This window comes from Pantoea sp. X-Soil-ISGK-421 (assembly GCF_059730785.1).
Genome location: NZ_AP035979.1, coordinates 2,339,154 through 2,365,453, shown reverse-complemented (window position 1 = coordinate 2,365,453; position 26,300 = coordinate 2,339,154). Strand labels below are relative to the sequence as shown.

22 protein-coding genes are annotated in these 26,300 nt (G+C 56.7%); 12 read left to right on the top strand and 10 right to left on the bottom strand.

Features of this window, described 5'->3' with window-relative positions:
* Positions 1–2 precede the first annotated feature (2 nt).
* The 3 genes from AC6I8K_RS11035 to kdsA are packed head-to-tail and all read left to right on the top strand — an operon-like array spanning position 3 to position 2,087.
* The gene (locus AC6I8K_RS11035) at positions 3–401 is read left to right on the top strand and encodes a SirB2 family protein (protein WP_064738962.1); all 399 of its coding nucleotides are present in this window, start codon (positions 3–5) and stop codon (positions 399–401) included.
* Positions 398–1,207: an invasion regulator SirB1 gene (gene sirB1 / locus AC6I8K_RS11030; RefSeq protein ID WP_064738961.1), complete on the top strand. Its 810-nt coding sequence runs from the start codon at positions 398–400 to the stop codon at positions 1,205–1,207. The genes AC6I8K_RS11035 and sirB1 overlap by 4 nt, the downstream gene beginning before the upstream one ends.
* Positions 1,208–1,232: 25 nt before the next feature.
* Positions 1,233–2,087, top strand: coding sequence for a 3-deoxy-8-phosphooctulonate synthase (kdsA, locus tag AC6I8K_RS11025; protein ID WP_497826714.1), 855 nt, complete (start codon positions 1,233–1,235; stop codon positions 2,085–2,087).
* Between the two features lie 138 nt (positions 2,088–2,225).
* Here kdsA and chaA read toward each other — a convergent pair whose 3' ends face one another.
* Positions 2,226–3,311: a sodium-potassium/proton antiporter ChaA gene (gene chaA, locus AC6I8K_RS11020; protein ID WP_497826713.1), complete on the bottom strand. Its 1,086-nt coding sequence runs from the start codon at positions 3,309–3,311 to the stop codon at positions 2,226–2,228.
* Positions 3,312–3,678: 367 nt separating this feature from the next.
* Here chaA and chaB point away from each other — a divergent pair, with 367 nt between their 5' ends.
* Positions 3,679–3,909: a putative cation transport regulator ChaB gene (chaB, locus tag AC6I8K_RS11015; RefSeq protein ID WP_064738958.1), complete on the top strand. Its 231-nt coding sequence runs from the start codon at positions 3,679–3,681 to the stop codon at positions 3,907–3,909.
* Positions 3,910–4,146: 237 nt separating this feature from the next.
* Positions 4,147–4,818: a gamma-glutamylcyclotransferase gene (locus AC6I8K_RS11010; protein WP_196762331.1), complete on the top strand. Its 672-nt coding sequence runs from the start codon at positions 4,147–4,149 to the stop codon at positions 4,816–4,818.
* Between the two features lie 6 nt (positions 4,819–4,824).
* On the opposite strand, the gene AC6I8K_RS11005 is transcribed toward AC6I8K_RS11010, so the two are convergent.
* From AC6I8K_RS11005 to AC6I8K_RS10965, 9 genes are all read right to left on the bottom strand, one after another.
* Complete coding sequence (locus AC6I8K_RS11005) at positions 4,825–6,240, bottom strand: serine/threonine protein kinase (protein WP_497826712.1); 1,416 nt, start codon at positions 6,238–6,240, stop codon at positions 4,825–4,827.
* Positions 6,241–6,306: 66 nt separating this feature from the next.
* Positions 6,307–7,257: a hypothetical protein gene (locus AC6I8K_RS11000; protein WP_483817588.1), complete on the bottom strand. Its 951-nt coding sequence runs from the start codon at positions 7,255–7,257 to the stop codon at positions 6,307–6,309.
* A 13-nt stretch (positions 7,258–7,270) separates the two neighbouring features.
* Complete coding sequence (locus tag AC6I8K_RS10995; RefSeq protein WP_497826711.1) at positions 7,271–8,047, bottom strand: PP2C family protein-serine/threonine phosphatase; 777 nt, start codon at positions 8,045–8,047, stop codon at positions 7,271–7,273.
* Entirely contained in the window at positions 8,044–9,156 is a 1,113-nt protein-coding gene (tagH, locus tag AC6I8K_RS10990) for a type VI secretion system-associated FHA domain protein TagH (protein ID WP_497826710.1), read from the bottom strand. The genes AC6I8K_RS10995 and tagH overlap by 4 nt, the downstream gene beginning before the upstream one ends.
* A gap of 33 nt (positions 9,157–9,189) precedes the next feature.
* The gene (tagF, locus tag AC6I8K_RS10985) at positions 9,190–9,888 is read right to left on the bottom strand and encodes a type VI secretion system-associated protein TagF (protein WP_064738952.1); all 699 of its coding nucleotides are present in this window, start codon (positions 9,886–9,888) and stop codon (positions 9,190–9,192) included.
* A 13-nt stretch (positions 9,889–9,901) separates the two neighbouring features.
* On the bottom strand, positions 9,902–12,016 hold the full coding sequence (gene tssM, locus AC6I8K_RS10980) for a type VI secretion system membrane subunit TssM (RefSeq protein WP_497827242.1): 2,115 nt from the start codon (positions 12,014–12,016) through the stop codon (positions 9,902–9,904).
* Positions 12,016–13,230, bottom strand: a complete 1,215-nt coding sequence (gene icmH / locus AC6I8K_RS10975) for a type IVB secretion system protein IcmH/DotU (protein ID WP_064738951.1) — start codon at positions 13,228–13,230, stop codon at positions 12,016–12,018. The genes tssM and icmH overlap by 1 nt, the downstream gene beginning before the upstream one ends.
* An 84-nt stretch (positions 13,231–13,314) precedes the next feature.
* Positions 13,315–13,809, bottom strand: coding sequence for an SH3 domain-containing protein (locus AC6I8K_RS10970; protein WP_196762330.1), 495 nt, complete (start codon positions 13,807–13,809; stop codon positions 13,315–13,317).
* Positions 13,799–13,975: a hypothetical protein gene (locus AC6I8K_RS10965; protein WP_196762329.1), complete on the bottom strand. Its 177-nt coding sequence runs from the start codon at positions 13,973–13,975 to the stop codon at positions 13,799–13,801. The genes AC6I8K_RS10970 and AC6I8K_RS10965 overlap by 11 nt, the downstream gene beginning before the upstream one ends.
* Positions 13,976–14,293: 318 nt before the next feature.
* Between AC6I8K_RS10965 and AC6I8K_RS10960 the strand changes: the two genes are divergently transcribed.
* The 7 genes from AC6I8K_RS10960 (at position 14,294) to cobA (ending at position 26,236) form a co-directional block, all read left to right on the top strand.
* The gene (locus tag AC6I8K_RS10960; protein ID WP_483817585.1) at positions 14,294–15,514 is read left to right on the top strand and encodes a nitrate- and nitrite sensing domain-containing protein; all 1,221 of its coding nucleotides are present in this window, start codon (positions 14,294–14,296) and stop codon (positions 15,512–15,514) included.
* A gap of 260 nt (positions 15,515–15,774) precedes the next feature.
* Positions 15,775–17,031 carry a CmpA/NrtA family ABC transporter substrate-binding protein gene (locus tag AC6I8K_RS10955; RefSeq protein WP_483817584.1) on the top strand — a complete coding sequence of 419 codons (1,257 nt, stop codon included), beginning with the start codon at positions 15,775–15,777 and terminating at the stop codon, positions 17,029–17,031.
* An 11-nt stretch (positions 17,032–17,042) separates the two neighbouring features.
* Positions 17,043–17,915: a nitrate ABC transporter permease gene (gene ntrB / locus AC6I8K_RS10950; protein ID WP_064738948.1), complete on the top strand. Its 873-nt coding sequence runs from the start codon at positions 17,043–17,045 to the stop codon at positions 17,913–17,915.
* Positions 17,916–17,925: 10 nt separating this feature from the next.
* On the top strand, positions 17,926–18,714 hold the full coding sequence (locus tag AC6I8K_RS10945; protein WP_064738947.1) for an ABC transporter ATP-binding protein: 789 nt from the start codon (positions 17,926–17,928) through the stop codon (positions 18,712–18,714).
* A 9-nt stretch (positions 18,715–18,723) separates the two neighbouring features.
* Positions 18,724–22,791 (top strand): nitrite reductase large subunit NirB, encoded by a 4,068-nt coding sequence (gene nirB / locus AC6I8K_RS10940; protein ID WP_483817582.1) that lies wholly within the window; start codon positions 18,724–18,726, stop codon positions 22,789–22,791.
* The gene (locus tag AC6I8K_RS10935) at positions 22,788–25,391 is read left to right on the top strand and encodes a nitrate reductase (protein ID WP_497826709.1); all 2,604 of its coding nucleotides are present in this window, start codon (positions 22,788–22,790) and stop codon (positions 25,389–25,391) included. The genes nirB and AC6I8K_RS10935 overlap by 4 nt, the downstream gene beginning before the upstream one ends.
* 11 nt (positions 25,392–25,402) lie before the next feature.
* On the top strand, positions 25,403–26,236 hold the full coding sequence (cobA, locus tag AC6I8K_RS10930; RefSeq protein ID WP_064738945.1) for a uroporphyrinogen-III C-methyltransferase: 834 nt from the start codon (positions 25,403–25,405) through the stop codon (positions 26,234–26,236).
* Positions 26,237–26,300: the final 64 nt, after the last annotated feature.

Genomic DNA, 26,300 nt, shown 5'->3' with positions numbered 1-26,300 from the left:
CGATGGCGAGCTGGTATCCCCTGATCAAACATTTTCACTTGCTGACTGTCGCCCTGACCATCAGTCTGTTTTTGCTGCGTTTCTACTGGCAGAGCACTGGCTCAGCCATGCTACAGCGCCGCTGGGTGCGCATTGCGCCGCACATCAACGACACCTTTTTGCTGTTAAGCGGTGCGCTGTTAGTGATGATCACGCACTTTTATCCGTTCACACCGCAAGGAAGCTGGCTGACGGAGAAGCTGTTAGGGGTTATTATCTACATCGCCTTAGGTTCCGTGGCATTGAGCCGTCGCCCACGTAAAATGGGGACACGTTGGATCGCCTTCCTGATTGCAATCGTAGCTTTACTGTTTGTGATTAAGCTGGCGATGACCAAAATGCCGTTATTGGGGATTGTATGACCTCGCCAGAGCAACTCGATTACAGTGATACACCGTTGAGTGAAGCGGTGATTGGCGCCACATGCGCCATACGCAATGATTTCTCCGCGCCGTCTGTGCAACAACAGCTGGCGGCACTGGTAGATGAAGCCCGTGAGTTCGTAAGCAGTGAACAGGACGCCGATTTGCAGCTGGGTAAGCTGCTGGAGCTGTTCTATCGTCAGTGGGGATTTGGCGGCGCCAGTGGCGTTTACAATCTTTCTGACGCGCTGTGGATCGACAAAGTGTTAAAGAGTCGTCAGGGTACCGCGGTGTCGCTGGGGGTGATTCTGCTGCACATCGCCGATGAGCTGGAATTGCCGCTGATGCCGGTGATTTTCCCGACGCAGCTGATTTTGCGTGCCGACTGGCTGGATGGCGAAATGTGGCTGATCAACCCGTTCAACGGCGAGACGCTGGACACGCACACGCTGGAAGTGTGGCTCAAAGGCAATATCAGCCCAACCGCCAAGCTGTATAACGACGATCTCGACGAAGCCAAGACCATCAATGTGATGCGCAAGATGCTCGACACCTTGAAATCCGCGCTGATGGAAGAGAAGCAGATGGAGCTAGCGCTGAACGTGAGCAAGGTGTTGCTGCAGATCGATCCGGACGATCCTTATGAAATTCGCGATCGCGGTTTGATCTACGCGCAATTAGAGTGCGAACACATCGCGCTGACTGATTTGACCTATTTCGTTGAACAGTGTCCTGAAGATCCGGTCAGCGAAATGATTAAAGTGCAGATTCACGCAATTGAACAGAAACAGGTGACGCTGCACTAAGCGTACCGAAATAAAAGGAAAGGGCATGACACAGAAAGTAGTGAGTATTGGCGATATTAAGGTCGCAAACGATCTGCCATTCGTTCTCTTCGGCGGCATGAACGTGCTGGAATCGCGCGATCTCGCCATGCGCATCTGCGAACACTACGTTAAGGTCACCGACAAACTCGGCATCCCTTACGTATTTAAAGCCTCTTTTGATAAAGCGAACCGTTCTTCGATCAAATCCTATCGTGGTCCAGGTCTGGAAGCGGGCATGAAGATTTTCCAGGAGCTGAAGCAAGCTTTCGGCGTGAAAATCATCACTGACGTGCATGAGGCGTCGCAGGCGCAGCCGGTGGCGGATGTGGTGGATGTGATCCAGTTGCCGGCATTCCTCGCACGTCAGACCGATCTGGTGGAAGCGATGGCAAAAACCGGCGCAGTTATCAACGTGAAGAAGCCTCAGTTTGTTAGCCCAGGCCAAATGGGTAACATCTATGACAAATTCGTCGAAGGCGGCAACGACCAGGTTATCCTGTGCGATCGCGGTAGCAATTTCGGTTATGACAACCTGGTTGTCGATATGCTCGGTTTCAACGTGATGAAGAATGTCACCCAAAATAGCCCAGTGATCTTCGACGTAACCCACGCGCTGCAAACCCGCGATCCGTTCGGCGCGGCGTCTGGTGGCCGTCGTGCGCAGGTCGCTGAACTGGCGCGTGCCGGTATGGCGGTTGGCATTGCTGGTCTGTTCATCGAAGCCCACCCAGAGCCAAACAGCGCCAAGTGTGATGGTCCATCCGCGCTGCCGCTGGATAAGCTTGAGCCATTCCTGGCGCAGATGAAAGCGATTGACGATCTGGTGAAGAGTTTCCCAGAGCTGGATACCAGCAACTGATGATTTTCAGATGTGAAAAAGGCGCCGATGGCGCCTTTTTTATGTTTGTAATGCGCAAATTATAAATATGCTAACGGCGCAATGTATTGCGCGATAAATCACGCCGCTACAGAGTGTGTGCTCATGCTGACCTGCAACTCACAGCATAATCGTCAACAAATATCCCGCAAACAGCGCCAGATGCGCGGCACCGTTCAACACGTTGGTACGACCGGTTGAGAACGAGATATGACACAGAATGAGTGCGGCGCTCATCATCACCATTTGCGGTGGCTCAAGGCCGAACACCAATTGCTGGTCGGTTAAGGTCGCAATGATTGTCACCGCAGGCACGGTGAGTGAAATGGTTGCCAGCACTGAACCGAAGAACAAATTCATCGCGCGCTGCACCTGATTCATCAGCACCGCTCTAATTGCCCCCAAACCTTCCGGCGATAAAATCAACAGCGCTACCAGGAAGCCCGTGAACTGCGCTGGGGCGTTCAACTCCGTCAGCAAACTTTCCAGCGGGTTAGCATTCATCTTGGTCACGGTGATGACAGCAATCAGATGCACAATCAGCCACGCGGTGTGCCACAACGAACTGTGCGCCGAGGGTTTACCGTGATGGGGATCATCGCCATCATCTTCATGTTCATAAACGAACAAGCTTTGGTGCGTCTTGGTTTGAATCAGCAGGAATACGCCATACATCGCCGCGGAAATTGCCGCAATTATCAGTGCCTGGGTGGTAGTGAAGTTGCCGCCGGGTAATGCATTGGGAAATACCAGCACCAGAATCGCCAACGGAAAGATGGCGATCATGTATTGCTTAACGCCCGCCAGATTGACGTACTGTGTCGCAAATTTGCGTCCGCCTAGCAGCAGGGCAAAACCCACCAAACCGGCGGTCACGATCATGATGATGGAGTAGAGCGTATCGCGCATCAGCGCGGGCGCGGCATCGCCGGTGGCCATTAGCGCGGAGATCAGGCTCACCTCGAGAATCACCACCGAAAGGCTCAGAATCAATGAGCCATAAGGTTCGCCTAAACGGTGTGCCAGAACGTCGGCGTGACGCACCACGCTGAAAGCGCTAAAGAGAATGGCGACTAAGGCGAGCAAGTTGATGCCGATAACCGGCAGAAGCGCTGTCTGGTTGCCGAAGAAACTCAGCACCGCCAGCGCAGCAACGGGGAAAATCAGTGAGTACTCGGTATGGCGGGTTTTCTCTTGTCCAGGCATTTACCATCCTCTCCGGAAAAAGTACAAAGCAGGCAATCATTGCCTGATAAATATAATGAGTTTTCTGACGCAACGCAGTGTAACTTTTCATCAGCTATGCTGCTGTGACTTTACGCGATTTTACCAAAGGCCGTTATTATATATAACACGGTAAAAGAGCGTGTTATCGCTGGATTAGCGCCTATATTCATTATGTTGCAATAGATGACTAACAGATTAAAGGTGGAATTGTTCGCAATAATCTCCCTTTATACTATGATTTATGCTCGTTTAACCCTGCTTTCATCGTTCTGTCACTGAAAGTGAGGGTTTGCATTTTAACGCAGATGATCCAGGCTTAAGACCGGTGCATGAAACAGGAGGAAATATGCCGTATTCATCTCATAAAGAACTGCCAGATAGCGTGCGTCATGTGTTACCCAGTCACGCACAAACTATTTATCAAAAGGCGTTTAACAGTGCCTGGGATCAGTACAAAGATCCGGACGACAGACGCGGCGACGAATCGCGAGAAGAGGTCGCGCACAAGGTCGCCTGGTCAGCCGTCAAGCAAGAGTATGCTAAAGGCGATGACGACAAGTGGCATCCTAAACACTAGCTTGTCATGCGGGCCATTGCGGCCCGCTTCGCACTTTTTCCATCGCTATTCAAGTTCCCCGCCAGGCAGCCGATGCTATTTACACAGAATTTCCCTTTTGTGATCGGGGTCAATCTTGAAATTTTTGTTAAAAATGAATTAATGTCTTCTCTTAAGACGATGCCATGAGCGTCGCCTGTAGACATCAGTTTTAAGGAACCACACCGGCAAGATGTCAGCGCAGTAGAGGAGACAACAGTGTTAACGCGGGAATTTTTATTAAAAGCAGATTGTAAAACATCGTTTGGCGACATTGATGAAGCGCTGTTCTGGAGCTGTGAAAAGCGCGCGGCATCACTGTCAGCGACGCTTGCCTGCCGCCCTGATCAAAGTCCTGTATGGATCTTTGGCTATGGTTCGCTGATGTGGAATCCGATTTTTGAAGCGGCCGAAGTGGCACCAGGCCGATTAGAAGGCTGGCACCGCGCCTTTTGCCTGCGTCTGATCGCGGGTCGCGGCACCGTTACCGCACCTGGCCGTATGCTGGCGCTGAAAGAGGGCGGCTCAACCAGCGGACTGGCGTTCCGGTTACCGGAATCGCGCTTGCATGATGAGCTGGAGCTGCTGTGGAAGCGTGAGATGATCACCGGTTGCTATCTGCCGACCTGGTGTGAACTGGCGCTGGAGGATGGGCGCAAAGTGACCGCGCTGGTGTTCATCATGGATCCGCGTCATCCGCTGTATGAAACTGACTCCTGCCGTAGCACCATCGCGCCATTGATTGCTCAGGCCAGCGGTCCGCTCGGCACCAACGCACAGTATCTGTATGCGCTGGAGCAAGAACTGGGTAAACGAGGGATGCAGGAAGCGGCGCTCACGCGCCTCGCGGCAGAAGTCAGAGCGCTGCAGAGTCATGCGGCAGCGCGCTAAAGTGGATTACTGACCCGGGTTAATCAGCCAGGTTCCCGGCTTATCAATGGTCAGCGATTGGCTATGCACCTGGTTGCCGTTACGCACTTCAATGCGATAATTACCGGCCGCCAGATTCAGCGAGGCAAACCCGCTGGTGGAAGGCTTCACATCCCGGGCTTCCCCATTCAGCATCACATTCTCACCCGCCTGCAAACGCAGATAAACTGTCGCTACCGTGGGTGCGCTGCTCACGGCATTACTACTTTGCGCAGCCGGCGCGGCTGGCGTGGTGCTCGCAGCCACCGGCGGCACTTCGCTGTGACGATTCGCCTTCCATACCACCACCACAACCGCCAAAACGGCAATCGCGGCGGCTGCCACTAAACCTGGCGACAAGCGACGCACGTTGCGCGGCGTTAAGGGTTCAACCGCGGCGGCGCCATGGTTCACCGCTAAAATCTGCGGTTCCGGCGCGGTGGTGATCGGTTCCGCCGCTAAAGCAGGTTCCGCCACCACCGGAAGGGTGGTTGAGAGTGCTTCAACATCGCTCACCGGCAGATCAATCAAGCTGGCGAAAGCATCAATGCTTTGCGGACGATCGGCGGGCTTCATCGCTAACGCGCAGTCAATGGCGCTCAGCAGCGGCAGCGAATAGCCTTCCGGCTTGCGCTCCACCAGCGGCTGATAGTTATCTTCGATACAGCGCACCACGCTCACCGGCGGTGCATGGCCGGTGATCAGGTTGTGCAGCACCGCACCCAGCGCATAGATATCGGTCCACGGACCTTGCTCGATTTCACCCTCTTCGCTGTATTGCTCAATCGGCGCAAAGCCGGGTTTAAGCATGATCTCGGTTTCATCAGAGAGGTTACCGATCTCTTTGCGCGCGGAACCAAAATCGAGCAGCACCGGCAGCTGGTTTTCCTGAATCTGAATGTTATCCAGCGAGATATCACGATGCAGATAACCGGCGGCGTGAATGGTATCAATGGCACCAAACAGCGGCGGCAGCAGACGTCGAATCCAGCTTTCATCAATGCTGTTCGGACTGGTGATCTGCCACTCTTTCAACGTCATGCCGCTGTAATAGAGCGTCCCCATGTAGGCGGTGCCGTTCTCTTCCCAGAAGCGCAAGACGTGCAGCAGGCCGGGATGATTAAAGCGTGCCAGCAGGCGCGCCTCCTGAATAAAGCTGTTGCGACCGGCGGTGAACAGCTTATGGAAACGCTCACCGCGCAATTCCAGCGACATATCTGCCGCACGCACCGCCAGCGAAACCGGCATGTACTCTTTGATGGCGATGGTGCGTTCCAGCTGATGATCCCAGGCACGATAAACAATGCCGAAGCCGCCGCCGCCAATCACTTCCTTGATTTCAAATTCATTAAACCGGTAGCCCGCAGGGAGGGCGTTAGGTGTATGGTTTTCGTTTGCCGACATAGTGAACTCTCTGAACACGTCCTGTAGCGCCCCGTCATCACGATGACGGCAGGCAACGACCGCTAATTAATTAATGTTACGCCAGGCACCAATCGCCGGATCGGCGAGATCCGCATGCAGGGTGTCAATCAGTAACACAGTCACTTTTTGCTGTGGCATAAATTGCGGCGACCAAACGCCGCGTAACGTTTCAACCCGCTTTTTCAGAGCATCGCTGTCCTGATCGGCGGTTTTGTCCATCTTCATCAGGAGTGTGCCGCTGAAGCGCCACACATGCTGTTGTGCATCAAAGGGCAGCACTAACCAGCTATCATCGGCATCCGGACGCGTAACAATCATGCGTTGGTTATTGACCGAGACCACTTCAAGCGGCGGACCGCTGAGTTTCAAATCTGCAATCGGGTAGCCTTGATAAAAGTTCAGCGCCACATTGCGCGTGTTACCCTGGCTCATCAGCGTCATTTCGCTTGGGCCTTCCAGCCAACCTTCGGTGGAGCAGTGCTGCTTCGGATTATCCGGGATAAACAGCGATTCGCCTTTGTCGTCCCACCAGGTGCGGAAATGACAGCCGCCGGGCAGCGCAAAATGTTGCAGCGGCGTGTTATCCGCCGGGCGCGACAGATCGAGCGGCGCCGCATTGCTGCTGGTGGCGCTGGCGGTCGCATCATTGATGACGATCGGGCGCCAGTTTTGTAATTTGGCTGCGCTGCCGTTAGCCAACACGCTGCCGTCTTTATTCGTCATCTGCCACGGCAACTCATCCAGCAAGCCACACTGATTTGCCAGCAATGTACCGACGCGCGGCAGAAAGCTGGTCAGAATGCTGGAATCGGTGCTTTTGCCCGAAACGATACGCAGCGGCAGCGTCTCTTTACACCAGTCGTTGGGCGCCTTACTGGCCACGTCATCAATGTAGACTTCCAATGACAGGCTCGGTGAATACACCACACGATAATCTTCAGCCTGCGCATTTAAGGCCAGCAACAGCGTTGCAAAGCCCGTCAACCACACTTTCATAAGAATCCTTGGATCAATAACGTGACGGCAGAAAACGTGCCGCATCAGCCTGGGAGTAAAGCAGCGTCGCTTCCTGTGGTTCGCCAATCCAGACTGCCAAAGCACTGAGATTGTCGCTTTTCACACTGCGGTTAACGGCTTGTTCCATCAAAGTTAGCCACTCTTCGCAGGCATTCACCATACGCAGGGCAAGTTCCATTTCGTGGGTGGTGAGATTGAGCCAGAATCCATCGCTGCAAACCAAAAAGGCATCGCCATCGGCCAGCGAAATCACCTCGCTAAAGGTCGCCGGACGTGCAGGCTCAACACCGAGCGCATTATAGAGTAAATTACTGTTAATGCCGGTATTTTCATAGCCCGCCTCACGCAACTGCTGGGCCAAACTGTGGTCACGCGTGACCTGATTTAGCACCCCATGACGGAAGTGATAAACCCGGCTGTCACCTGCGTGCGCCCACCATGCGAGCTGTTTTTCACGGTCAATAAACAGCGCGGCAAGGGTGGTGCTCATACGTGAAAAATTCGGATTGTTTCCCTGTGCCTCGATCAGCACTTGCTGGCAGTGTTCGATGGCGGCGCGCGTGCTTTCCGGGGTAAAAATATCGCTATGCTGCAACTGCGTCAGGAGCGTATCGCGCACCAGCTGCGCTGCGATATCCCCGCCAGGCAAACCCGCCACGCCATCACACACCAGAAAACAGGCTTTACGCTCGTCCAGTTCGGCCCCGGTGCGATCCTGATTTTCGTCGCGCATGCCTTGCTGGCAGCGACTGGCAAACATCATCTTCATGCGTCTTCGGTCCGCGTCTGGGAGTCTTTGTACTGATTCACTTCCATATCATAGGCATGCAGGAAGGCTTCACCGAACAGCGTATGAAAGTCATCTTCAATTTCGCCCGCGGTGCGCTGATAGTGGCGCGAGAAGTAGTCCCACAGCGCCGCTTTGCGTCCGGTACTGAACCCCATTTTTGGCAGCACGCCATCTTTGCGGGCTTCTTCTTCCAGGCGCAGTGGGCTAAACGATTGCAGCATGGCGGCGATAATGGCGCGGATGCCGGCAATCATGCCAAGCTGATGCGCTTGTAAATCCACCAGCGCATCGCGCACCGCCGGTTCCGGCGGCATAAAGCCGGGCATCTGGCTTTGATACATCTGCATTAGCACGGTTTTACCGGACGGCAGGATTTTGAACGGGTTATTCGCCTCATTGAGGATCATCGTCATATCGGCTTTCACGCCGCGCTTGAGGATCGAGCGCGAGGAGAGCAGGGCGACGGTGCCTTGCGAAAACAGACTCAGCATACGTCCGGTCACGCGCATCTGTTCTTCCGTGATGGTGGTTTGATGGCCGTTATTCAGCCCCATGCCTTCCAGCAACGCGGCGATCAGTTTGTCCTGATCGGCACCGGGCAACAAGGCAGGCCGCGTCGGCACGTCGCTTTGCGGGTCAATGGCCAGACGCGGATCGTTGCGGCGTTCCTGACGTGCGATTGGTTCGGGAATAATTTCGGGTTCCTGCAGCATGCCGAGCGGATCGTCACTGCTGTCGGCAAAGAACGCCAGCGGGTCGTCCTGCTGAGTTTTGAGGGTATTAGGATCGCGCACTTCGAGCCCGTACTCACCAATTTGTAACGTGTCGCCATCCTGCAACGCCACTTGAGAACCGCGTTGCAACGCTACGCCGTTCAGTACCACCGACGTCACGCTGCCCTGATTGGTCAGGCGGCACTCGCCTTCTGGCGAAAGGTGCACCAGCGCCTGCAGACGCGATATGGCGCGCGATTCGTCGGGCAGCACCAGATCGTTATCCTGACTGCGGCCGATGGTGCCGCCGGGCGGTTTGAAGGCTACCGTCTTGGCGGGCACATCCGTATTGCACTGCACAATGGTAAATTGCATGAGTCATCCCGTTAACAAGGCAATCGCCACGGCCTATTCAAACATCGGTGGATAGAGGCCGTTGCGGCCCGGCTGTGCACCTGACGCCGGGTTAAACAATAATGAAAAAAGTTGCGCAGTCAGCGGGCCACTGTGTTTATGGGTGGCATGGCTAAAACCGTCACTGCGATTACTCCACCAGTAGCTCATGTGCTGCTGCGGATCGAACTTGTCGGCCACTTCACGCCAGCTCAGCGTGCAGGGCAAATCATCAAAACCAATGACATCCATGATGTCACTGCGCTGCGTGTCCGGCACCAGCAACGGCGACAAGCGCTGCATCTGCTGCTCCAGCGCATCGGGACTGAGCCGATCGCGTACCGCGTGCAGCAACAGCGCGCCGAGCTCCTGGAACCAATCGCCGGACATCGCCAGCTGTGCGCTGTGCCAGTTGCTCAGCGGAAAGCTGCGCAGCGCCAGCAGCGGCCAGGTGCGTCCAACGCGATCGCTGGACGGCAGCAGGCAGCCCATCTGCACCTGCTGACGCAGCGGCGAAAGCGGCAACACAAAATTCCACACGGGCGCGCGCAGAAACTGTGCGGTGCTGGCATCCGGCTGCTGATGCCAGTGCATCAATCCTTGTTGAAACCAGTGGCTCCAGGGCGTCACGGTATTCTCGCTTAGACGCTGGCGCAAAAAATCGCCGGTGGCCGGTAACTTTCCGTACCAGCCTGGCGCAGTGTGTGTCGGCATCGTTACCTCACCATTACTCACTGTGTCTGGTCAATCGCTGCGAAACGACATGCGGCGTAATCGCCAGCGTGTTGCTGCTGTCACCGGCATTTTTCAGATTCTCCGCCAGCTTGCGCATCATTAACGCGTTGTCACGCGCATACGGTGAAGATTGAATTTGCTGATCCAGCAGCTGGCTCAGATGCCAGTCGAGCTGCTGCAAATCGCGCGCGCTGACATCACTTGGCAGCGTGCGCTGCAGGTTTTGCATCAGCCAGCCACGCAGAAACTCGCCGTCATAATTGCGCGGCTGATACAGCATCTGATAGGCACGCAGCGCATTGCGGCTGTAGTCGTTATCGGTGCCCGGATCGTCACGCAGCAAGTTAGTGATCTGCTGAGCCACCCGCGGTAACAGTAAAGACTTAAGCGCATTTTGATAAAGCGCCCACGCCGCATCGCTGACCTGGGTGCCGCGATACAAGCCAACGCGCATGGTAAGCGGAGGATTGTCGAGGGAAAAACGCTCGGAGAGCGGCAGTTTCACCAGGTTATTTAAGAAGGGTAGCAGATCAAAAATATTATCGGCGGGCTGATGGGTCACCTGCTGGCTTTGCGTGGTGATCGGCCCGATGCGCTCTGCAACCTGGTCCAGATAACGCTGGTTCTGAATATAGCTGGTGAGCCACAAACAGGAGAGCAGCAGCAGCGCACCGGTCAGCACGCCATAACCAATCCAGTGGAACAGACGGTTGCGATATTCCCAATGGCGATTGCTGCCCGCCAGGCCGCTTTCGCGGAACACCAGATCGCTCAGCAAATCACGGATAAAGTAGCTCTGCCCTTTGTTGCCAGGGATTGGGCTGCTGCGATTGACGCTATCCCAGGCCGCCAGGCTGCTCTCGCCGGTATGCGGCAGCTGCAATTTGCGGTTCAGCTCACCCATGATGCGGTCAAACGGTAACCCTTCCTGGGTGCCGCTGGTGAAGAACAGACCGCGCGCCGACCAGGCAATCGGATCCTGATGACTCGAGAACACCACGTCGAGATACTCATTCAACAACGGACGCAGCGAGCTGAACTCTTGCGGGAACAGGAAACAATCGGCGCGCTGGGTAAGATCGCGCTCGCCTGCCATCACGTCGGCCAACTGCTGCTGCAACCGCTGCTCTAAGTGCTGATACTGCTGACTGAAGCTGCGATGCCAGTCATCTTTATGCGGTTTGCCCGGTTCCCACGGGAAGGTGAAGCCCCAAATCGCATCGCGCTGCTGCTTGCTTAGGGTACCGTAGAAACTCATAAAACCTTTCAGCAGATCGGTTTTTGTCACCATCACATAAACAGGGAAGTGAATGCCGGTGTGCTGATGCAGCTCCGCCATGCGCTCACGCAGGGCGCTAGCCTGCGCATGGCGCGCCTCTGCCGAATCAGTCAACAGATCGGAGACGCTGATGGTCATGATCACGCCGTTAATCGGTTGGCGGGTGCGATAGCGCTTCAGCAGATTGATAAAACTCTGCCACTCAGCGCCATCGCGTGCGCGCTGACTCTCCTGCAAGGCGTAACGCCCGGCCGTATCAATCAGTACCGCGCTGTCGGTGAACCACCAGTCGCAATGCCGCGTGCCGCCAACGCCGCGAATCGCCGCTTTGCCGAGACTGTCGGTCAGCGGGAATTCCAGACCAGCATTGAGTAACGCGGTGGTTTTGCCGGCCCCCGGCGCGCCAATCATGACGTACCAGGGTAATTGATAAAGGTAATGGCTTTGAAAACGTGCCAGCCAGCTCTGCTGATGACGGCGGCCAAACTGGGTGCGCTTCAGGCGCAGCGCCGCTTCACTGAAGCGCTGGGCCAGCAGGGTTTCGGTGGCCTGACGATCGGACAACTCTTCCTGGCTCATCTGCTGCAGGCGGTTGAGCAGTTTGCTGTTAAACCAACCGCGCCACAGTGCCGGAATAAACTGGAACAGTAGCCAGAGGAAATAGAGCAGGCCGACTGCGATCTGGCGCGGGAATACGGGCTCAAGCGGGCGCGTATCGCCCCAGCTCCACAAGGGGCCGAGCATCCACAGCACGCAGCTCAACGCCGTGACGCCAATCAGGCTCCACAGCAAGCGGTGGGTTAACAGATGTTGCAGTGATGCGCGCATCATTGGCCTCCCTGATGATTGCCGAGGGTTTCCGGTGTCACAAACAGGGTGATTTCCACCCGACGGTTGCGGGCGCGGTTTTCATTACTGTCATTCGGCAGCAGCGGATTGCTGTCGCCGCGACCTTCCGCTTTCACGCTGTGGCCTTCGGCGAGCTGCGGATTAAGCAGCTGCGTGATGGCGCGTGCGCGGGCAAAGGAGAATTCATAGCTGGAGGCGAAACGGCCATCGACCGGGCTGTTATCGGTATACACCGACACCAGCACCGTGCCTTTGACGGTTTTCATCGCGCTGGCCACATGCGTCAGCAGCGCGCGGCCCACCTGATTGACGACGGTACCGTCGCTGGAAAACAGTTTATCAGCGGGGATGATCACTTTACTGCCGAACGCGCCGTCGCTCACTTCCAGCTGTCCGGCGGCAATCACATCATTCAGGCGTTGATGTAAATCGAGCAGCGCCTGGGGTGAGGTGGGACGACGTCCGGGGGTGATCTGTGGCAATGGCGTTTGGTAAATGGTGCGTAACAGTGGTTCAGCAGCGTTGCCGAGCCGCCAGTTCAGGCCGCTGTAAATCAGGCTCGCCACCAGCGTCGCTAAGGTGACGCAGGCCCACAGCGGCACCATCGGACGCGTTAAGGTGCTGACCAGCGGATGCACTTCCACCAGTGGCACCGCCGGGTGGGCGCTCGGCGAGCGATGCTCGGCAATCAGTTGCGCCAGACGTTTACGAATGGCTTCACACTGCGCGCGACCGCTGTCACTGCCGCGATAGCGACCTTCGTAACCGAGCAACAGGCAATAGTGGATCAGTTCCAGCAGCCAAAGATGCTGCTGCGGGCTTTGCGATACGCGTGATAACAGCTGGAAGACCTTTTCGCCGCCCCAGCTCTCATTATGAAACGTGACCAACATACCGTTACCGGACCACACACCGCGCGTGCCCCACGGCGTTTGCGCTGCAGCTTCATCCAGTACGCTGCACAGGCAGTAACGCGCACCAATAATCATCTCAAAGGCTAAACCCGCTTGTTTACAGCGTTGTTCGAAATGGCGGATCTCTTCGATGAGTAACTGGCGCAATCCGGCTGGATCGTCATGCGTCGCGGCCTGCCGTATACGTACCACGGCATTCAGGATCGGTGCTGCGGCATTAAGCAAAAGGTTATCATTGCCCACGACAATGCCATCGTGAGCAAGGGAATCCTGAGTCATTAAATCTTGGTTATCCAGGCAAGGGCGAAAATCACAGCCCGCAGAACGAAACTCTCTGCGGGCACGGTGCGCCGGATTGCATTATCAGTCTAAAATCCAGGTCGCGGTATCGTTAGTGCGACAAGCTTTACTGGCGCCTCCAACGGCCACGCAGACCTGTTTGCTATTGCGGCGGGGGCGCGGACGATCGCTACGAAGGGTAGCGTCATAACGGCTGCTCTCCACACCGGCTTTTGGCGGAATGTAGCCAATTAATGGGCCGTTAGGCTCATCGGCTATCGCCAGCCAGCTGTGTTCAACACGGCCGAGCACTTCAAACGGTTTAGCGTTATCAAGATAGCGTACCACCTTGCCGCCATAATCAGGCGTGGTCATCACAGAGGCTGCATACAGCGCGCGATAACTCTCATTGACCGGCGTGAATTCGCCAGGTGCTGCCACCGCATGACGATGAACCAGTTGGACGCCATTCACTTCACTGGTTACCAGCGTGTCATCAGTAACGGGTGGCGGTGGCGCTTTACAAGCAGCCAAACTTAGTACCGCCAGCAACACAAGCACGAGACTCTTATTCACCATGATCCTCAAATTTCATCAGATTAGCTGCAGAGTAATCTGCGGCACGAGCCTTTAAGGCAGGCAGATTAGGCAGCGAGAAAGCCATCAAAAAAACAGACAGATTACAGAAAGATAGTGCTGAACTAAGTCTACCTAAGACTTTTGAGAATTCAAACCATTGCGCCATGAGAAATCCCGTGCTAGCGGGCGAAAAAGCAGCGCAGGCCGATGATATAAAACACATAGTCACGGTGATAGATAAGCTTATTTTATTTATTTGTTGCCGTTAGCAAAGCGCGGGTGCGTAGAGGCATTTAATCACTGTTAGTTCCAAACAAAAATGGTAAATAAGATTAATCTATTTATGTGAAACAAAAAAGATTGCCCAGCGAAACAATTTTATTAATTTCGGAATTTCCGGGCCACATTCTGACCATTTCAGGCCCAGCACGGCATGGCTTTTGCTTAATTTATTGTTTACGTCGGTAATCAGCAGGAGAAAGCAATGAATCGGGCTTTGAAGTACCTGCGTGCCAGCCGAGCCAGCGAGATTGCCAGTTTGCAGCGGCTGCTAAGCACCGGCGAGCAAATCACTGCCATTAGTGAATTGATCCATGTGCTGCAGCGTGAACGTGGTGCCAGCAATATCTGGCTGTGCTCCGCAGGTCGGCTTTTTGGTGAAGAACTCGCGCAGCGCGCGGTGGAGGTGGCTCTGCAGGAGCGTCGTGCCATGGCTGCGCTGCCTGAAGCGGTGGCACAGCCAGGTTACAGCCGTTTCTGCATGCTCATTGCCACCGCGCTGCAGGCTCTGGACGGTCTTCCGGTGTTGCGTCAGCAAGTACAAAGCCGCAGCGTGACCCAGGCGCAGGCGATGGATGGCTTTAATCACATCATCTGCACGTTACTTAACCTGGTATTCGAAGCGGCGGATACCGCCAGTGAGCCGGACATTTCACGCGCCTTGATTGCGTTGTTCAGTTTTATGCAGGGCAAAGAGTTGGCGGGGCAGGAGCGCGCCACAGGTTCGGCCGGCTATGCCGCCGGTGCATTTACTGAGGCGCAGCGTCAGCGGATCCAGGTGCTGATTGATGCGCAGGAGCAGAGTTTTGCCACCTTCAGTCAATTTGCTGATGCAGAGAATCTGCAGCGCTGGCGCGCGATGGCCGATGCCGGCAGCCAAATTGAGCGGCTGCGACGCATCGCCTGCACCGGAGCGCAGTGTGGCGAAAATGGCGTGTTGCAATGGTTTACGCTGCTTAGCACGCGGCTCGATCAGATGAAGCAAATCGAAGATGCGCTCTGTGCCGCACTGATGCGCTGTTGCCATCGCGCGCTTGCCGCCACCCAGCACAGCGATCATCCACCGGTTGCCATCGCTGAAGAGGCCAGTTTCTCGCTCTATATTGCGGGAGCCAGCTGGCTGTCAGGCGCTGAGACCACTCTAGACAGCAATGGTCTTGCACCTCAGCTTGGTCGCTCAGTATTAACGCTGATTGGCGAACAGTCGCAGCGTTTACAGCTACAGGCCGATGAATTGGCCAGCATGCGTGCTTCATTGGATGAGCGCAAAATCATCGATCAGGCCAAAAGCTGGCTAATGCAGCAGCATGGATTCAGTGAACAAGATGCCTGGCAAGCTCTGCGTAAAAGCGCCATGAATCAAAATAAACGCGTGCTGGAAATTGCCCAAGCGGTGCTGGCGGTTGCCGCGACCCTGAAGGCGTAACCCGAACGGGGTAGCTGCACAAAGCCTGTGCATATTGTGCGTCAGCACAGTGCAATATGGGCGCGCTCACTGCGCAAATTTGCCGCCGGGCTTGATAGAACCGCATCCTGTTTTTTGGCACAGGCTTTGCAATACCCTATAGACATTGCGCATTTGTTTCGCCAACGGCGGTGAAGCGAGTGCTTTGGATAAAGGCGTCCGGCCCTCTGTTTTTACAGGTGGGAGGGCGCCTTTTTTTATTCCTTTTTTTCAGGATGCGCATGATGAGCAAAACACGGTTCACGGTGTCACGACGTCAGTTTCTCTTAGGTAGCGCGGTGGTAGGTGGCAGCTATTTACTGCCAGGTTTACGCAATGCGGTGTGGGCCGTCGGTTCCGATGCGCCTGAGAAAAGTAGCATTCGCGTCGGCTTTATACCGCTCACCGACTGTGCGCCGGTGGTCATGGCGTCTGTAAAAGGCTTCGATAAAAAATACGGTCTGACGCTGCAACCAAGTAAAGAAGCCAGCTGGGCGGCTGTACGCGACAAGCTCACCGCAGGCGAGTTAGATGCCGCGCACGCGTTGTACGGCATGATTTATGGTTTGCAGTTGGGCATTGCCGGGCCACAGCATGAGATGGCCAACCTGATGACGCTCAACAACAACGGGCAGGCCATCACGTTGGCGAATCAGCTGAAAAAACAGAAGGTCACCGATGCGGCCAGTCTGCAAAAACTGATCGCCAGTGAGGCTAAAGGCACTTACACCTTCGCCCACACCTTTCCAACCAGTACGCACGCCATGTGGCTCTATTACTGGCTGGCCAACGCCGGGATTGACCCCTTTGAAGATGTACGCACCGTGGTGGTCCCGCCGCCGCAGATGGTGATGAATATGAAGATGGGCAACATGAGCGGCTTCTGCGTTGGCGAGCCGTGGAATCAGCGCGCCATCAGCGACAACATCGGCTTTACCGCCACGACCACGCAGCAAATCTGGCCGGATCATCCGGAAAAAATTCTCGCCACGCGCGCCGCCTGGGTGCAAGAAAATCCGAACACAGCGCGTGCGCTCACCGCCGCCGTGCTGGAAGCTGCACGCTGGATCGATGCGTCCGACGACAATCGCAAAGAGACCGCGCAGGTGCTGGCAGGTCGTGCGTGGATCAACACCAAAGTGGAAACGCTGGAAGGACGCATGCTCGGTCACTATGAAAACGGCCTTGGTCAACGCTGGCAGGACGCTCACGGTATGCGCTTCTTCCGCGACGGGGAAGTGAGTTTCCCTTGGATCTCTGACGGTATGTGGTTTCTGACGCAAATGAAGCGCTGGGGCATGGTGAAAACTGCCCCGGATTACGCGGCAGTAGCGCGCCAGATCAACCGTATTGACGTTTACAAACAGGCTGCCAGCGTGGTGGGTGGCATCACCGTGCCCGCCAGCGAGATGCGCAGCAGCACGCTATTCGACGGCAAAGTGTGGGACGGCAGTCATCCCGCAGCCTATGCCGACAGTTTTGCCATCAAACGCAGTTAAGCGAGGTCATCATGAAATCAGAAGCACGCACGCTCAATGCTGCGCCGATTGCCGCACCACCCGCGCAGGTGATTGCGCTAAAGGTGGCACCCGCAACGCGCCGGCGTCAACGTAGGTTACGTCCGTTGCTGCAGCGGCTGATTCCGGCCAGTTGCGGCATCATTCTGCTGTTGTTTATCTGGCAGCTGGCGTCAATGTCGAGCCAGGGTTTTCCCACGCCTTATGCCACCTGGCAAGCTGCCGTCACGTTGTTCGCCGATCCGTTCTACAACAACGGTCCCAACGATCAGGGCATTGGCTGGAACGTGGTGGCCTCTCTACAGCGGGTGGCGATTGGCTTTGGTCTGGCGGCGCTGGTGGGGATTCCCGCCGGGTTTCTGATTGGTCGCTTCAGCTTCGTCGCACACATGCTCAATCCAATCATCGCGCTGCTGCGCCCGGTCAGCCCGCTGGCGTGGCTGCCGATTGGCTTGCTGCTGTTCCAGCGTGCCGAACCGGCCTCAAGCTGGACCATTTTTATCTGCTCAATTTGGCCGATGGTGATTAACACCGCTGAAGGGGTGCAGCGCATTCCACAGGATTACCTCAACGTGGCGCGCGTGCTGCGGCTCAATGAGTGGACGGTGATGCGCCGCATTCTGTTCCCGGCAGTATTACCGGCGGTGCTAACCGGCATGCGTTTATCGATGGGCATCGCGTGGCTGGTGATTGTCGCCGCCGAAATGCTTACCGGTGGCCTTGGTATTGGTTTCTGGATCTGGAACGAGTGGAACAACCTCAACGTGGAAAACATTCTGATCGCCATTGTGGTGATTGGCGTGGTTGGGCTGCTACTCGAACAAGCGCTGATGCTGCTGGCGCGCCGTTTTAGCTGGGATAAATAAGGAAACGATAATGAATCCAATTATTCGCGTACAGCAGGTCAGCCAGCGCTTCAATACTGCCGGCGGTGAGTTCCTCGCACTCGATAATGTCAGTTTTGATATCCACGAAGGTGAAACGCTCAGTTTGATCGGTCACTCCGGCTGCGGAAAATCCACGCTGCTGAATCTGGTCGCCGGGCTGACGCAGCCGAGCAGCGGTGTATTGCTGTGTGAAAACCGAGAAATAAGCGGCCCCGGACCGGAGCGCGCCGTGGTGTTTCAGAACCATTCGCTGCTGCCGTGGCTGACGGCTTATCAAAACGTTGAGCTGGCGGTGCAGCAAGTATTCAAAGGCCAAATGAGTAAAGGCGAGATGCGTGAGTGGATTGAACACAACCTCAATCGTGTGCAGATGGGGCATGCGCTACACAAACGTCCATCAGAGATATCCGGCGGCATGAAACAACGCGTGGGCATTGCGCGGGCGCTGGCAATGAAGCCGCGCGTGCTACTGCTTGATGAGCCATTCGGTGCGCTGGACGCGCTAACGCGAGCGCATCTGCAGGACAGCGTGATGCGTATTCAGCAGGAGCTCAATACCACCATTGTGCTGATCACGCACGATGTAGATGAAGCTGTATTGCTATCCGATCGCGTGTTGATGATGACCAACGGACCGGCCGCGCAGGTGGGAGACATCCTTGCCATCAATCTGCCGCGTCCGCGTTCACGCGTGGCGCTCGCCGACGAACCACGCTATCACCAATTGCGCCAGCAGATCCTGCACTTTCTGTATGAAAAACAAACGGCTGTAGCGTAAGGAGCAACTATGGTGCAGCGACTGGTGGTGATCGGGAACGGTATGGCGGCGATGCGCATGGTAGAGACCCTGCTGCAACGTGCAGCAGATCGTTACACTGTCACGGTAATTGGCCGTGAACACCACGGTAACTATAACCGTGTCCAGCTGTCGCCGGTGCTGGCGGGTGAACAAGCCTTTAACGAGACGCTGATTCATACACCCGAGTGGTACGCCGCACATCAGGTTCTGCTCTTGATGGGAGAAGAGGCGCTGCAGGTGAATATTGACGCCCGCACGGTGCAGACGGATCGGCGCACGTTGTATTGGGACAAGCTGGTATTTGCCTGCGGATCGCAGCCGCGTATGCCCGATTTACCTGGTATTCATCGCCCTCATGTACAGGGTTTTCGTACCGTGCGCGATGTGGAAACGTTGCTGGCCTCTCTCGGTCCGGTGGTGGTGCTCGGCGGCGGATTTGTCGGCGTCGAAGCGGCGGCGGCGCTGCGTCAGCGTGGGCGTGACGTTACGCTATTGCATCACCGCCCATGGCTGCTCGATCGCCAACTGGATGCCAAAGCAGGTGCGCTGTTGCAGCAGCATCTCACGCAGCGCGGTATTACCTGTCGGCTCGGCGTGTCATTGCAGTCGATTGGCGCTGATAGCGTCACGCTGAGCGAGGGTGATGATATTGCCGCGCAACAGGTGGTGATCGCCATTGGTGTGCTGCCGGAGATTGCGCTGGCACAGGCGGCAGGCGTGCCCTGTCAGCGCGGCATTATCGTCAATCGCCAATTGCAAAGCGCGCTGCCGGATGTCTATGCCCTCGGCGAATGCTGCGAAATCAGCGGTGAAACCTTCGGCTTAATTGCACCTTGCCTGGCGCAAGCGACGGTACTGGCGGCGCATCTTGCCGGTGAACCGCTGGCTGACTTTTATTACCAGGAAAACGGCACACGACTGAAAGTCAGCGGCATTGAGATGTTCAGTGCGGGTGACATCGGCGAAGGCGAATCCATTAGCAGTTTTGATTCTGTTAACCGGCACTATCGCCGGCTGTTTTTGCGCGATGGCGCACTGCGCGGCGTGCTGCTGTTTGGCGACAGCCAGGCGTCCGGTACGTTGCTGCCCTCACTTCAGCAGGCCGCACGCGTGGGAATCAACGCGCTGTTCGGTCTTGACGACAACATAACGCAGCCGAGCGCTGCAGGAAGCCCGATGATGAGCAAACCACTTCTCGCCGTGATTGGTCACGGTATGGTCAGCCACCATTTTCTCGAGCACATGGTGAGTCGCGAACTGCATCAGCACTATCACATTGTGGTATACGGCGATGAGCCGCAAATGGCCTACGACCGCGTGCATCTGACCGACTATTTCAACGGGAAAAGCGCCGACGATTTGTCACTGGTGAGCGATAACTTCTTTCAGCAACACGGCATCGAACTGCGCAGCGGTTGTGAAGTGGTGGCGATTGATACGGAAAAACGCAGTTTGCGTGATGCCAGTGGTGCGGAACTGGCGTGGGACAAGCTGGTGCTGGCAACCGGTTCAGTGCCGTTTGTGCCACCGGTGCCGGGTCATGATGATGCGCGCTGCTTTGTCTATCGCACGCTGGCCGATCTGGATGCGATTGCCGACTGCGCCAAACGAGCGACGCGTGGCGTGGTGATTGGCGGTGGGCTGCTGGGTCTTGAAGCCGCCAATGCGCTAAAGCAACTCGGGCTGGAAACGCATGTGGTGGAGTTTGCTCCGCGCCTGATGGCGGTCCAGCTGGATGAGGGCGGTGCGCAGATGCTGCGCGGCAAAATCAGTGCGCTTGGCGTACAGGTGCATACCAGCAAACAAACCGAAGCGATTGAGCGTTTGCCGGATGGTAGCCTACAGCTGCGCTTTGCCGATGGCAGCGTGCTGGAAACCGATTTACTGGTGTTCTCAGCCGGTATTCGCCCGCGTGATGCGCTGGCGCGGGCGGCGGGCATCCAACTGGGCGAGCGTGGCGGCATTCAGATTGATGACGCGTGCACCACCAGCGCTGCAGGAGTGTATGCAATTGGTGAATGTGCGCTGTGGCAAGGGCAGATTTTTGGCTTGGTTGCGCCCGGCTATCAGATGGCGCGCGTGCTGGCGGCGCAGCTGGCGCAGGAAGATCTGGTGTTCGGCGGCGCCGACATGAGCACCAAACTCAAGTTGCTAGGCGTGGAAGTGGCGTCGTTTGGCGATGCGCATGGCCGCACCGCCGACAGCCAAAGTTATCAATGGATCGACAATCCCAAAGGCATCTACAAAAAACTAGTGGTGTGCAAAGATCGTAAAACCCTGCTCGGCGGTGTGCTGGTGGGTGACAGTGGTGATTACGCCAGCCTGCTGCAAATGATGCTCAATCAGCTGCCGTTGCCGGAAGCACCTGAAAGCCTGATTCTGCCAGCGCTCGACGGTGCGCCAGCCAAAGCGCTGGGTGTTGCGGCCCTGCCGGACAGCGCGCAAATCTGTTCATGCCATAACGTCAGCAAGGCAGACATTTGCAGCGCGGTGCAGAGCGGCTGCCGTGATATGACAGCGATCAAAAGCTGCACCAAAGCGGCAACGGGCTGCGGCGGTTGTAGCGCGTTGGTGAAACAGGTGATGGAGTGCCAGCTCGCCAGCCAGGGCGTGGAAGTGAAGAAGGACATTTGCGAGCATTTTGCTTACTCACGCCAGCAGTTGTATCACCTGATCCGTGTGGGCAACATCACCACCTTTGAGCAACTGTTGCAGCTCCACGGACGTGGGCACGGCTGTGAAGTGTGCAAACCGCTGGTCGGATCGTTGCTGGCGTCGTGCTGGAACGATTACCTGCTGAAGCCGGAGCATCTGCCACTGCAGGATACCAACGATCGCTACTTCGCCAATATTCAGAAAGATGGCACCTATTCGGTGGTACCGCGGGTGCCAGCGGGTGAGATCACGCCACAAGGATTGATTGCTATTGGTGAAGTGGCGGCGCGTTATGATCTTTACACCAAAATTACCGGTGGTCAGCGCATCGATCTGTTTGGTGCGCGACTTGATCAACTGCCGGATATCTGGGAACAGCTAATTGCGGCGGGATTCGAAACCGGCCACGCCTACGGTAAATCACTGCGCACGGTAAAATCCTGCGTCGGATCCACCTGGTGTCGCTATGGCGTGCAAGATTCCACCGCTTTCGCCATCGCGTTGGAGAATCGCTATAAAGGATTGCGCGCACCGCACAAAATCAAAATGGCGGTTTCCGGCTGCACGCGTGAATGCGCCGAAGCACAGAGCAAAGATATTGGCGTGATTGCTACGGATAAAGGCTGGAACCTGTACGTGTGTGGCAACGGTGGGATGAAGCCGCGCCATGCCGATCTGTTCGCCAGCGATCTGGATGACGAAACCTTGCTGCGCTATGTTGACCGCATTTTGATGTTCTATGTGCGCACCGCGGATCGTCTGCAACGAACCAGCGTGTGGATGGATAACATGGCGGGCGGGCTGGCGTATCTGCGGCAGGTGGTGATCGAGGATTCGCTCGGTATTGCTGGGCTACTGGAGCTGGAGATGCAGCGAGTGGTCGATCGTTACCAATGCGAGTGGCACTGCACGCTACAGGATCCCTCGCGTCGCGCGCTGTTTACCACCACCATCAACAGCGAACAGCCGGACGAAACCCTCAATTATGTGCAGGCACGCGGCCAGCGCCAGCCGGCGTCGTTGGAGACCATCCCCATCACCACCTTGCCCGCTGAACCCTGGAGCGCAATTTGTGATGCCGATGCGATTCCACCTTCTGCCGGGATTGGCGCGCGACTCGGCAGTCAGCGCGTCGCGTTGTTCCGCTTCGGCGAGGCGATTTACGCGCTGGAAGATATTGAACCCGGCACCTCAGCCAGCGTGCTGTCACGCGGTATTCTCGGTGATGTAGCGGGTGAGCCGGTGGTGATTTCTCCGCTCTACAAACAGCGTGTGCGACTGCGCGACGGGCAAAGCCTTGATAATGCTGAGCATCAGCTGCGCTGCTGGCCGGTACGCGTGGAGGGCGGCAAAGTATGGCTCGGTCATCAGCCCATTCTCGCGCTGGCGGCGGCATCATGAAAACCACCTGTCCCTACTGTGGCGTGGGCTGCGGCGTGGAGGTTAACGCGTTGGATGCGCCGGTCAGCGGCGATCGCCAGCATCCGGCTAATTTTGGTCGACTGTGTGTGAAAGGTTCGGCGCTGGGCGACACCCTGACGCACGAAGGGCGTTTGCTGTGGCCGCAGATCAACGGTCAACGCGTCAGCATGGATGCCGCGCTGGATCATGTGGCGGCAGGATTTCGGCGCATCATCAATCAGTACGGCCCGCAGGCAGTGGCCTTTTACGGCTCGGGTCAGTTGCTGACGGAAGATTATTACACGGCCAATAAGCTGATGAAGGGCTTTATTGGCGCGGCCAATATTGATACCAATTCGCGGCTCTGTATGGCCTCAGCGGTGGTCGGCTATAAACGTGCTTTTGGCGCCGATGCCGTGCCGTGCTGCTATGACGATTTCGAACAGGCCGATCTGGTGGTGCTGGTGGGCTCTAACGCGGCGTGGGCGCATCCGGTGGCGTGGCAGCGCCTGGTGCAGGCAAAAGCCGATCGCCCGGAAATGCAGCTGATCGTGATCGATCCACGTCGCACCGCCAGTTGTGATATTGCCGACCTGCATTTGGCGCTGCAACCGGGATCCGATAGCGCGCTATTTGCCGGGTTGCTGAACTGGCTGGCGCATCATGACGGCGTGGATGCCAGCATGTTGCCGCATCTGACGAATGTGGAAAGCACCTTAGCCGCCTGTGAAGCCTGGGATGTGGCAACGGTGGCAGAAGCTTGCCAGCTGAGCGAGCGCGACATCCTCGCTTTTTGGCAGCAGTTCACCTTTCAGTCGCGCGTCCTGACGCTGTGGTGCATGGGTATCAATCAGTCGCAAACCGGCAGCGATAACAACAATGCCATCATCAATGCGCATTTGCTGACGGGCAAAATGGGTCGGGCAGGCTGCGGTCCGTTTTCGCTGACCGGACAGCCGAACGCCATGGGCGGACGTGAGGTGGGCGGCTTAGCCAATCAGCTGGCGGCGCATATGGGTTTTGGTGAGGAAGACGTTGATCGGCTAGAGCGTTTCTGGGGGACCAAACGCGTTGCGCGCCAGCCCGGATTCTCTGCGGTCAATCTGTTCAATGCCATCGAACGTGGCGACGTCAAAGCGGTATGGATCATGGGCACCAATCCCGCGGTTTCCATGCCAGAAGGCAATCGCGTGGCACAGGCGTTGGCGAAATGCGATCTGGTGGTGGTATCAGAAGTCAGTGCCCACAGCGATACCGCGCAGTTTGCCGACGTGCTATTGCCAGCGCAGGCGTGGGGCGAGAAAAACGGTACGGTGAGCAACTCCGAACGGCGTATTTCACGCCAGCGCAGTGTTATCGCGCCGGCAGGTGAGGCCAAAGCCGATTGGTGGCTGCTAACGCAGGTAGCAAAACGACTCGGCTTTGGCGCGGCGTTTACGTGGCAGCATCCCGCTGAAATTTTCGCCGAGCACGCCGCGCTATCGGGCTTTGAGAATCACGGCACACGCGCCTTCGATATCAGCGGGCTGGCACAGATGACACGCGAAGAGTATGACCAGCTAGCGCCGGTGCAGTGGCCGCTCAACGCCCGGGCACCCAGCGGTACCGCGCGGTTATTTGCCGATCGCCGTTTCTTTTATGCCGACAGCAAAGCACGTCTGCTGCCGCCAGCCATCCCTATCAAAACTCACACGGATACCCATTATCCCCTGCTAATGAATACCGGGCGCATTCGCGATCAGTGGCATACCATGACGCGCACTGGCAACGTGCCGCGTCTGATGCAGCATTACGATGAGCCCTTTGTCGCGTTGCATCCGCTGGACGCGGCAGCGAAGGGATTGAGTCAGGGCGATGTGACGCGCGTGCAGTCAAAGCTGGGCTGGTGGAGCGGACGCGTACTGATTGATAACGGACTTCAGCGTGGACACGTATTTATACCGATGCACTGGACGCGGCAGTTTAGCGGGCAGGCCAATGTGGATGGATTAGTTGCCGCCAACTGTTGTCCTGCTTCGGGTCAGCCAGCATTAAAGCAAACCGCGGTGCGCCTGCAGCCGCTGCGACCGAGCTGGCAGGGCTGGTTGTGGCTGCCGCAGATCATCGCGCCGCCGCATCTGCTGTATTGGTCGCGTGCGCCACAGCCCGGGGTGCAGCGCTACGTGCTGGCGGGTGATACCCAAGCTAGCGCGTGGCTGATGCAGATCCCGGGCATGTCTGAATTGCAATGGCAACAGGCGCAGGCAGGGCAGCAGTTGCATTGGCTCGGCTGGCGGGACGGCAAGCTGGCATGTGCTTTTTATGCTGGGCCGTGGTTACCGGAGATTGACCATGCCTATGTCGCCCAGGCTTTCAGCCAGACGCCAGCGTCACCGCAGCAGAGACACGTGTTGCTGGGCGGCCGCCCGGCGCAGGGTGCCAGCCAGGGGCGCACGCTTTGCAGCTGCTTTGGCGTGGGAGAAGTGGCGATCCGCCGGGCTATTGAACAGGGCTGCGGCTCTCCGGCAGCGCTCGGCGCCGTACTGAAGTGCGGCACCAACTGTGGCTCCTGCATCCCGGAGCTAAAACAACTGCTCTCATCTCTGCGCGTGGCGCAGTAACGGAGAACCTCATGACGCAAGCCAGTGACTCCCTTGATAAGCTGTTTAATCCATCAGGCCGTGAGCATCCTCCAGGCACTGTCTGGTTGGTTGGTGCAGGCCCGGGTGATGTGGAACTGCTCACGCTAAAAGCCTGGCGGCTCATCAACAGCGCCGATGTTGTGGTGTATGACCGGTTAGTGAGCGAGGCGATTATGGCCGAAGTGCCACCTGCGACGCTGGCGATAGATGTCGGCAAAAAGCCCGGCAGCCACGGCTTAAAGCAGGCGCAGATCAATCAACTGCTGGTGGATTTAGCCCGCAGCGGGCGGCAAGTGGTACGGCTGAAAGGCGGCGATCCCTTTATCTTCGGACGCGGTGGCGAAGAGATGGTGTTTCTTCAGCAGGCGGGGATTACGTGTCAGGTGGTGCCGGGCATTACCGCCGCCGCCGGATGTGCAGCAGCCAGCGGAATTCCCTTGACGCACCGCGATTGCGCACAGTCGCTGCGGTTAATCACCGGTCACGGCAAAAGCGGTGAACCGCATCTGGCCGATGCCAGCCTTTCCACAGACAACCAGACGCTGGTGTTTTATATGGGGCTGAAGTGGAGCGCTAGCATCAGCGCCCAGCTACTGGCGCAGGGACGCAGCGCCGAGACGCCCGTTGGCATTATCGAAAACGGGACCCGCGTGGATCAGCGAGTGATAATCACCACCCTTGCTGAACTGCCGCAGACGGTGGCGCGTGAACAGCCGCAGTCGCCCGCGCTGTTACTGGTGGGCGAGGTGGTGCGCTTTTATCGCCTGCCGCACACCCAGCAAACAGCGCCGCAGCAGAACACAATTTCACTTATGGCTAAATAAACTCACATTTCCCCCCTCTAATCCTCGCTTTAGCCTGACAGGGTTTTGGCATTCTATGCTCAGA

Excerpts from the sequence above, each read along its gene's own strand:
- AC6I8K_RS11005 (WP_497826712.1), bottom strand. The coding sequence starts at position 6,240 with ATGTCGGCAAACGAAAACCATACACCTAACGCCCTCCCTGCGGGCTAC.
- AC6I8K_RS10935 (WP_497826709.1), top strand. The coding sequence starts at position 22,788 with ATGAAAACCACCTGTCCCTACTGTGGCGTGGGCTGCGGCGTGGAGGTT.
- kdsA (WP_497826714.1), top strand. The coding sequence starts at position 1,233 with ATGACACAGAAAGTAGTGAGTATTGGCGATATTAAGGTCGCAAACGAT.
- AC6I8K_RS10995 (WP_497826711.1), bottom strand. The coding sequence starts at position 8,047 with ATGAAGATGATGTTTGCCAGTCGCTGCCAGCAAGGCATGCGCGACGAA.
- AC6I8K_RS11035 (WP_064738962.1), top strand. The coding sequence starts at position 3 with ATGGCGAGCTGGTATCCCCTGATCAAACATTTTCACTTGCTGACTGTC.
- chaB (WP_064738958.1), top strand. The coding sequence starts at position 3,679 with ATGCCGTATTCATCTCATAAAGAACTGCCAGATAGCGTGCGTCATGTG.
- tagH (WP_497826710.1), bottom strand. The coding sequence starts at position 9,156 with ATGCAATTTACCATTGTGCAGTGCAATACGGATGTGCCCGCCAAGACG.
- ntrB (WP_064738948.1), top strand. The coding sequence starts at position 17,043 with ATGAAATCAGAAGCACGCACGCTCAATGCTGCGCCGATTGCCGCACCA.
- tssM (WP_497827242.1), bottom strand. The coding sequence starts at position 12,016 with ATGCGCGCATCACTGCAACATCTGTTAACCCACCGCTTGCTGTGGAGC.
- AC6I8K_RS10970 (WP_196762330.1), bottom strand. The coding sequence starts at position 13,809 with ATGGTGAATAAGAGTCTCGTGCTTGTGTTGCTGGCGGTACTAAGTTTG.
- cobA (WP_064738945.1), top strand. The coding sequence starts at position 25,403 with ATGACGCAAGCCAGTGACTCCCTTGATAAGCTGTTTAATCCATCAGGC.
- AC6I8K_RS10955 (WP_483817584.1), top strand. The coding sequence starts at position 15,775 with ATGATGAGCAAAACACGGTTCACGGTGTCACGACGTCAGTTTCTCTTA.
- icmH (WP_064738951.1), bottom strand. The coding sequence starts at position 13,230 with ATGACTCAGGATTCCCTTGCTCACGATGGCATTGTCGTGGGCAATGAT.
- AC6I8K_RS10965 (WP_196762329.1), bottom strand. The coding sequence starts at position 13,975 with ATGGCGCAATGGTTTGAATTCTCAAAAGTCTTAGGTAGACTTAGTTCA.
- AC6I8K_RS11000 (WP_483817588.1), bottom strand. The coding sequence starts at position 7,257 with ATGAAAGTGTGGTTGACGGGCTTTGCAACGCTGTTGCTGGCCTTAAAT.
- AC6I8K_RS10960 (WP_483817585.1), top strand. The coding sequence starts at position 14,294 with ATGAATCGGGCTTTGAAGTACCTGCGTGCCAGCCGAGCCAGCGAGATT.
- chaA (WP_497826713.1), bottom strand. The coding sequence starts at position 3,311 with ATGCCTGGACAAGAGAAAACCCGCCATACCGAGTACTCACTGATTTTC.
- sirB1 (WP_064738961.1), top strand. The coding sequence starts at position 398 with ATGACCTCGCCAGAGCAACTCGATTACAGTGATACACCGTTGAGTGAA.
- nirB (WP_483817582.1), top strand. The coding sequence starts at position 18,724 with ATGGTGCAGCGACTGGTGGTGATCGGGAACGGTATGGCGGCGATGCGC.
- tagF (WP_064738952.1), bottom strand. The coding sequence starts at position 9,888 with ATGCCGACACACACTGCGCCAGGCTGGTACGGAAAGTTACCGGCCACC.
- AC6I8K_RS10945 (WP_064738947.1), top strand. The coding sequence starts at position 17,926 with ATGAATCCAATTATTCGCGTACAGCAGGTCAGCCAGCGCTTCAATACT.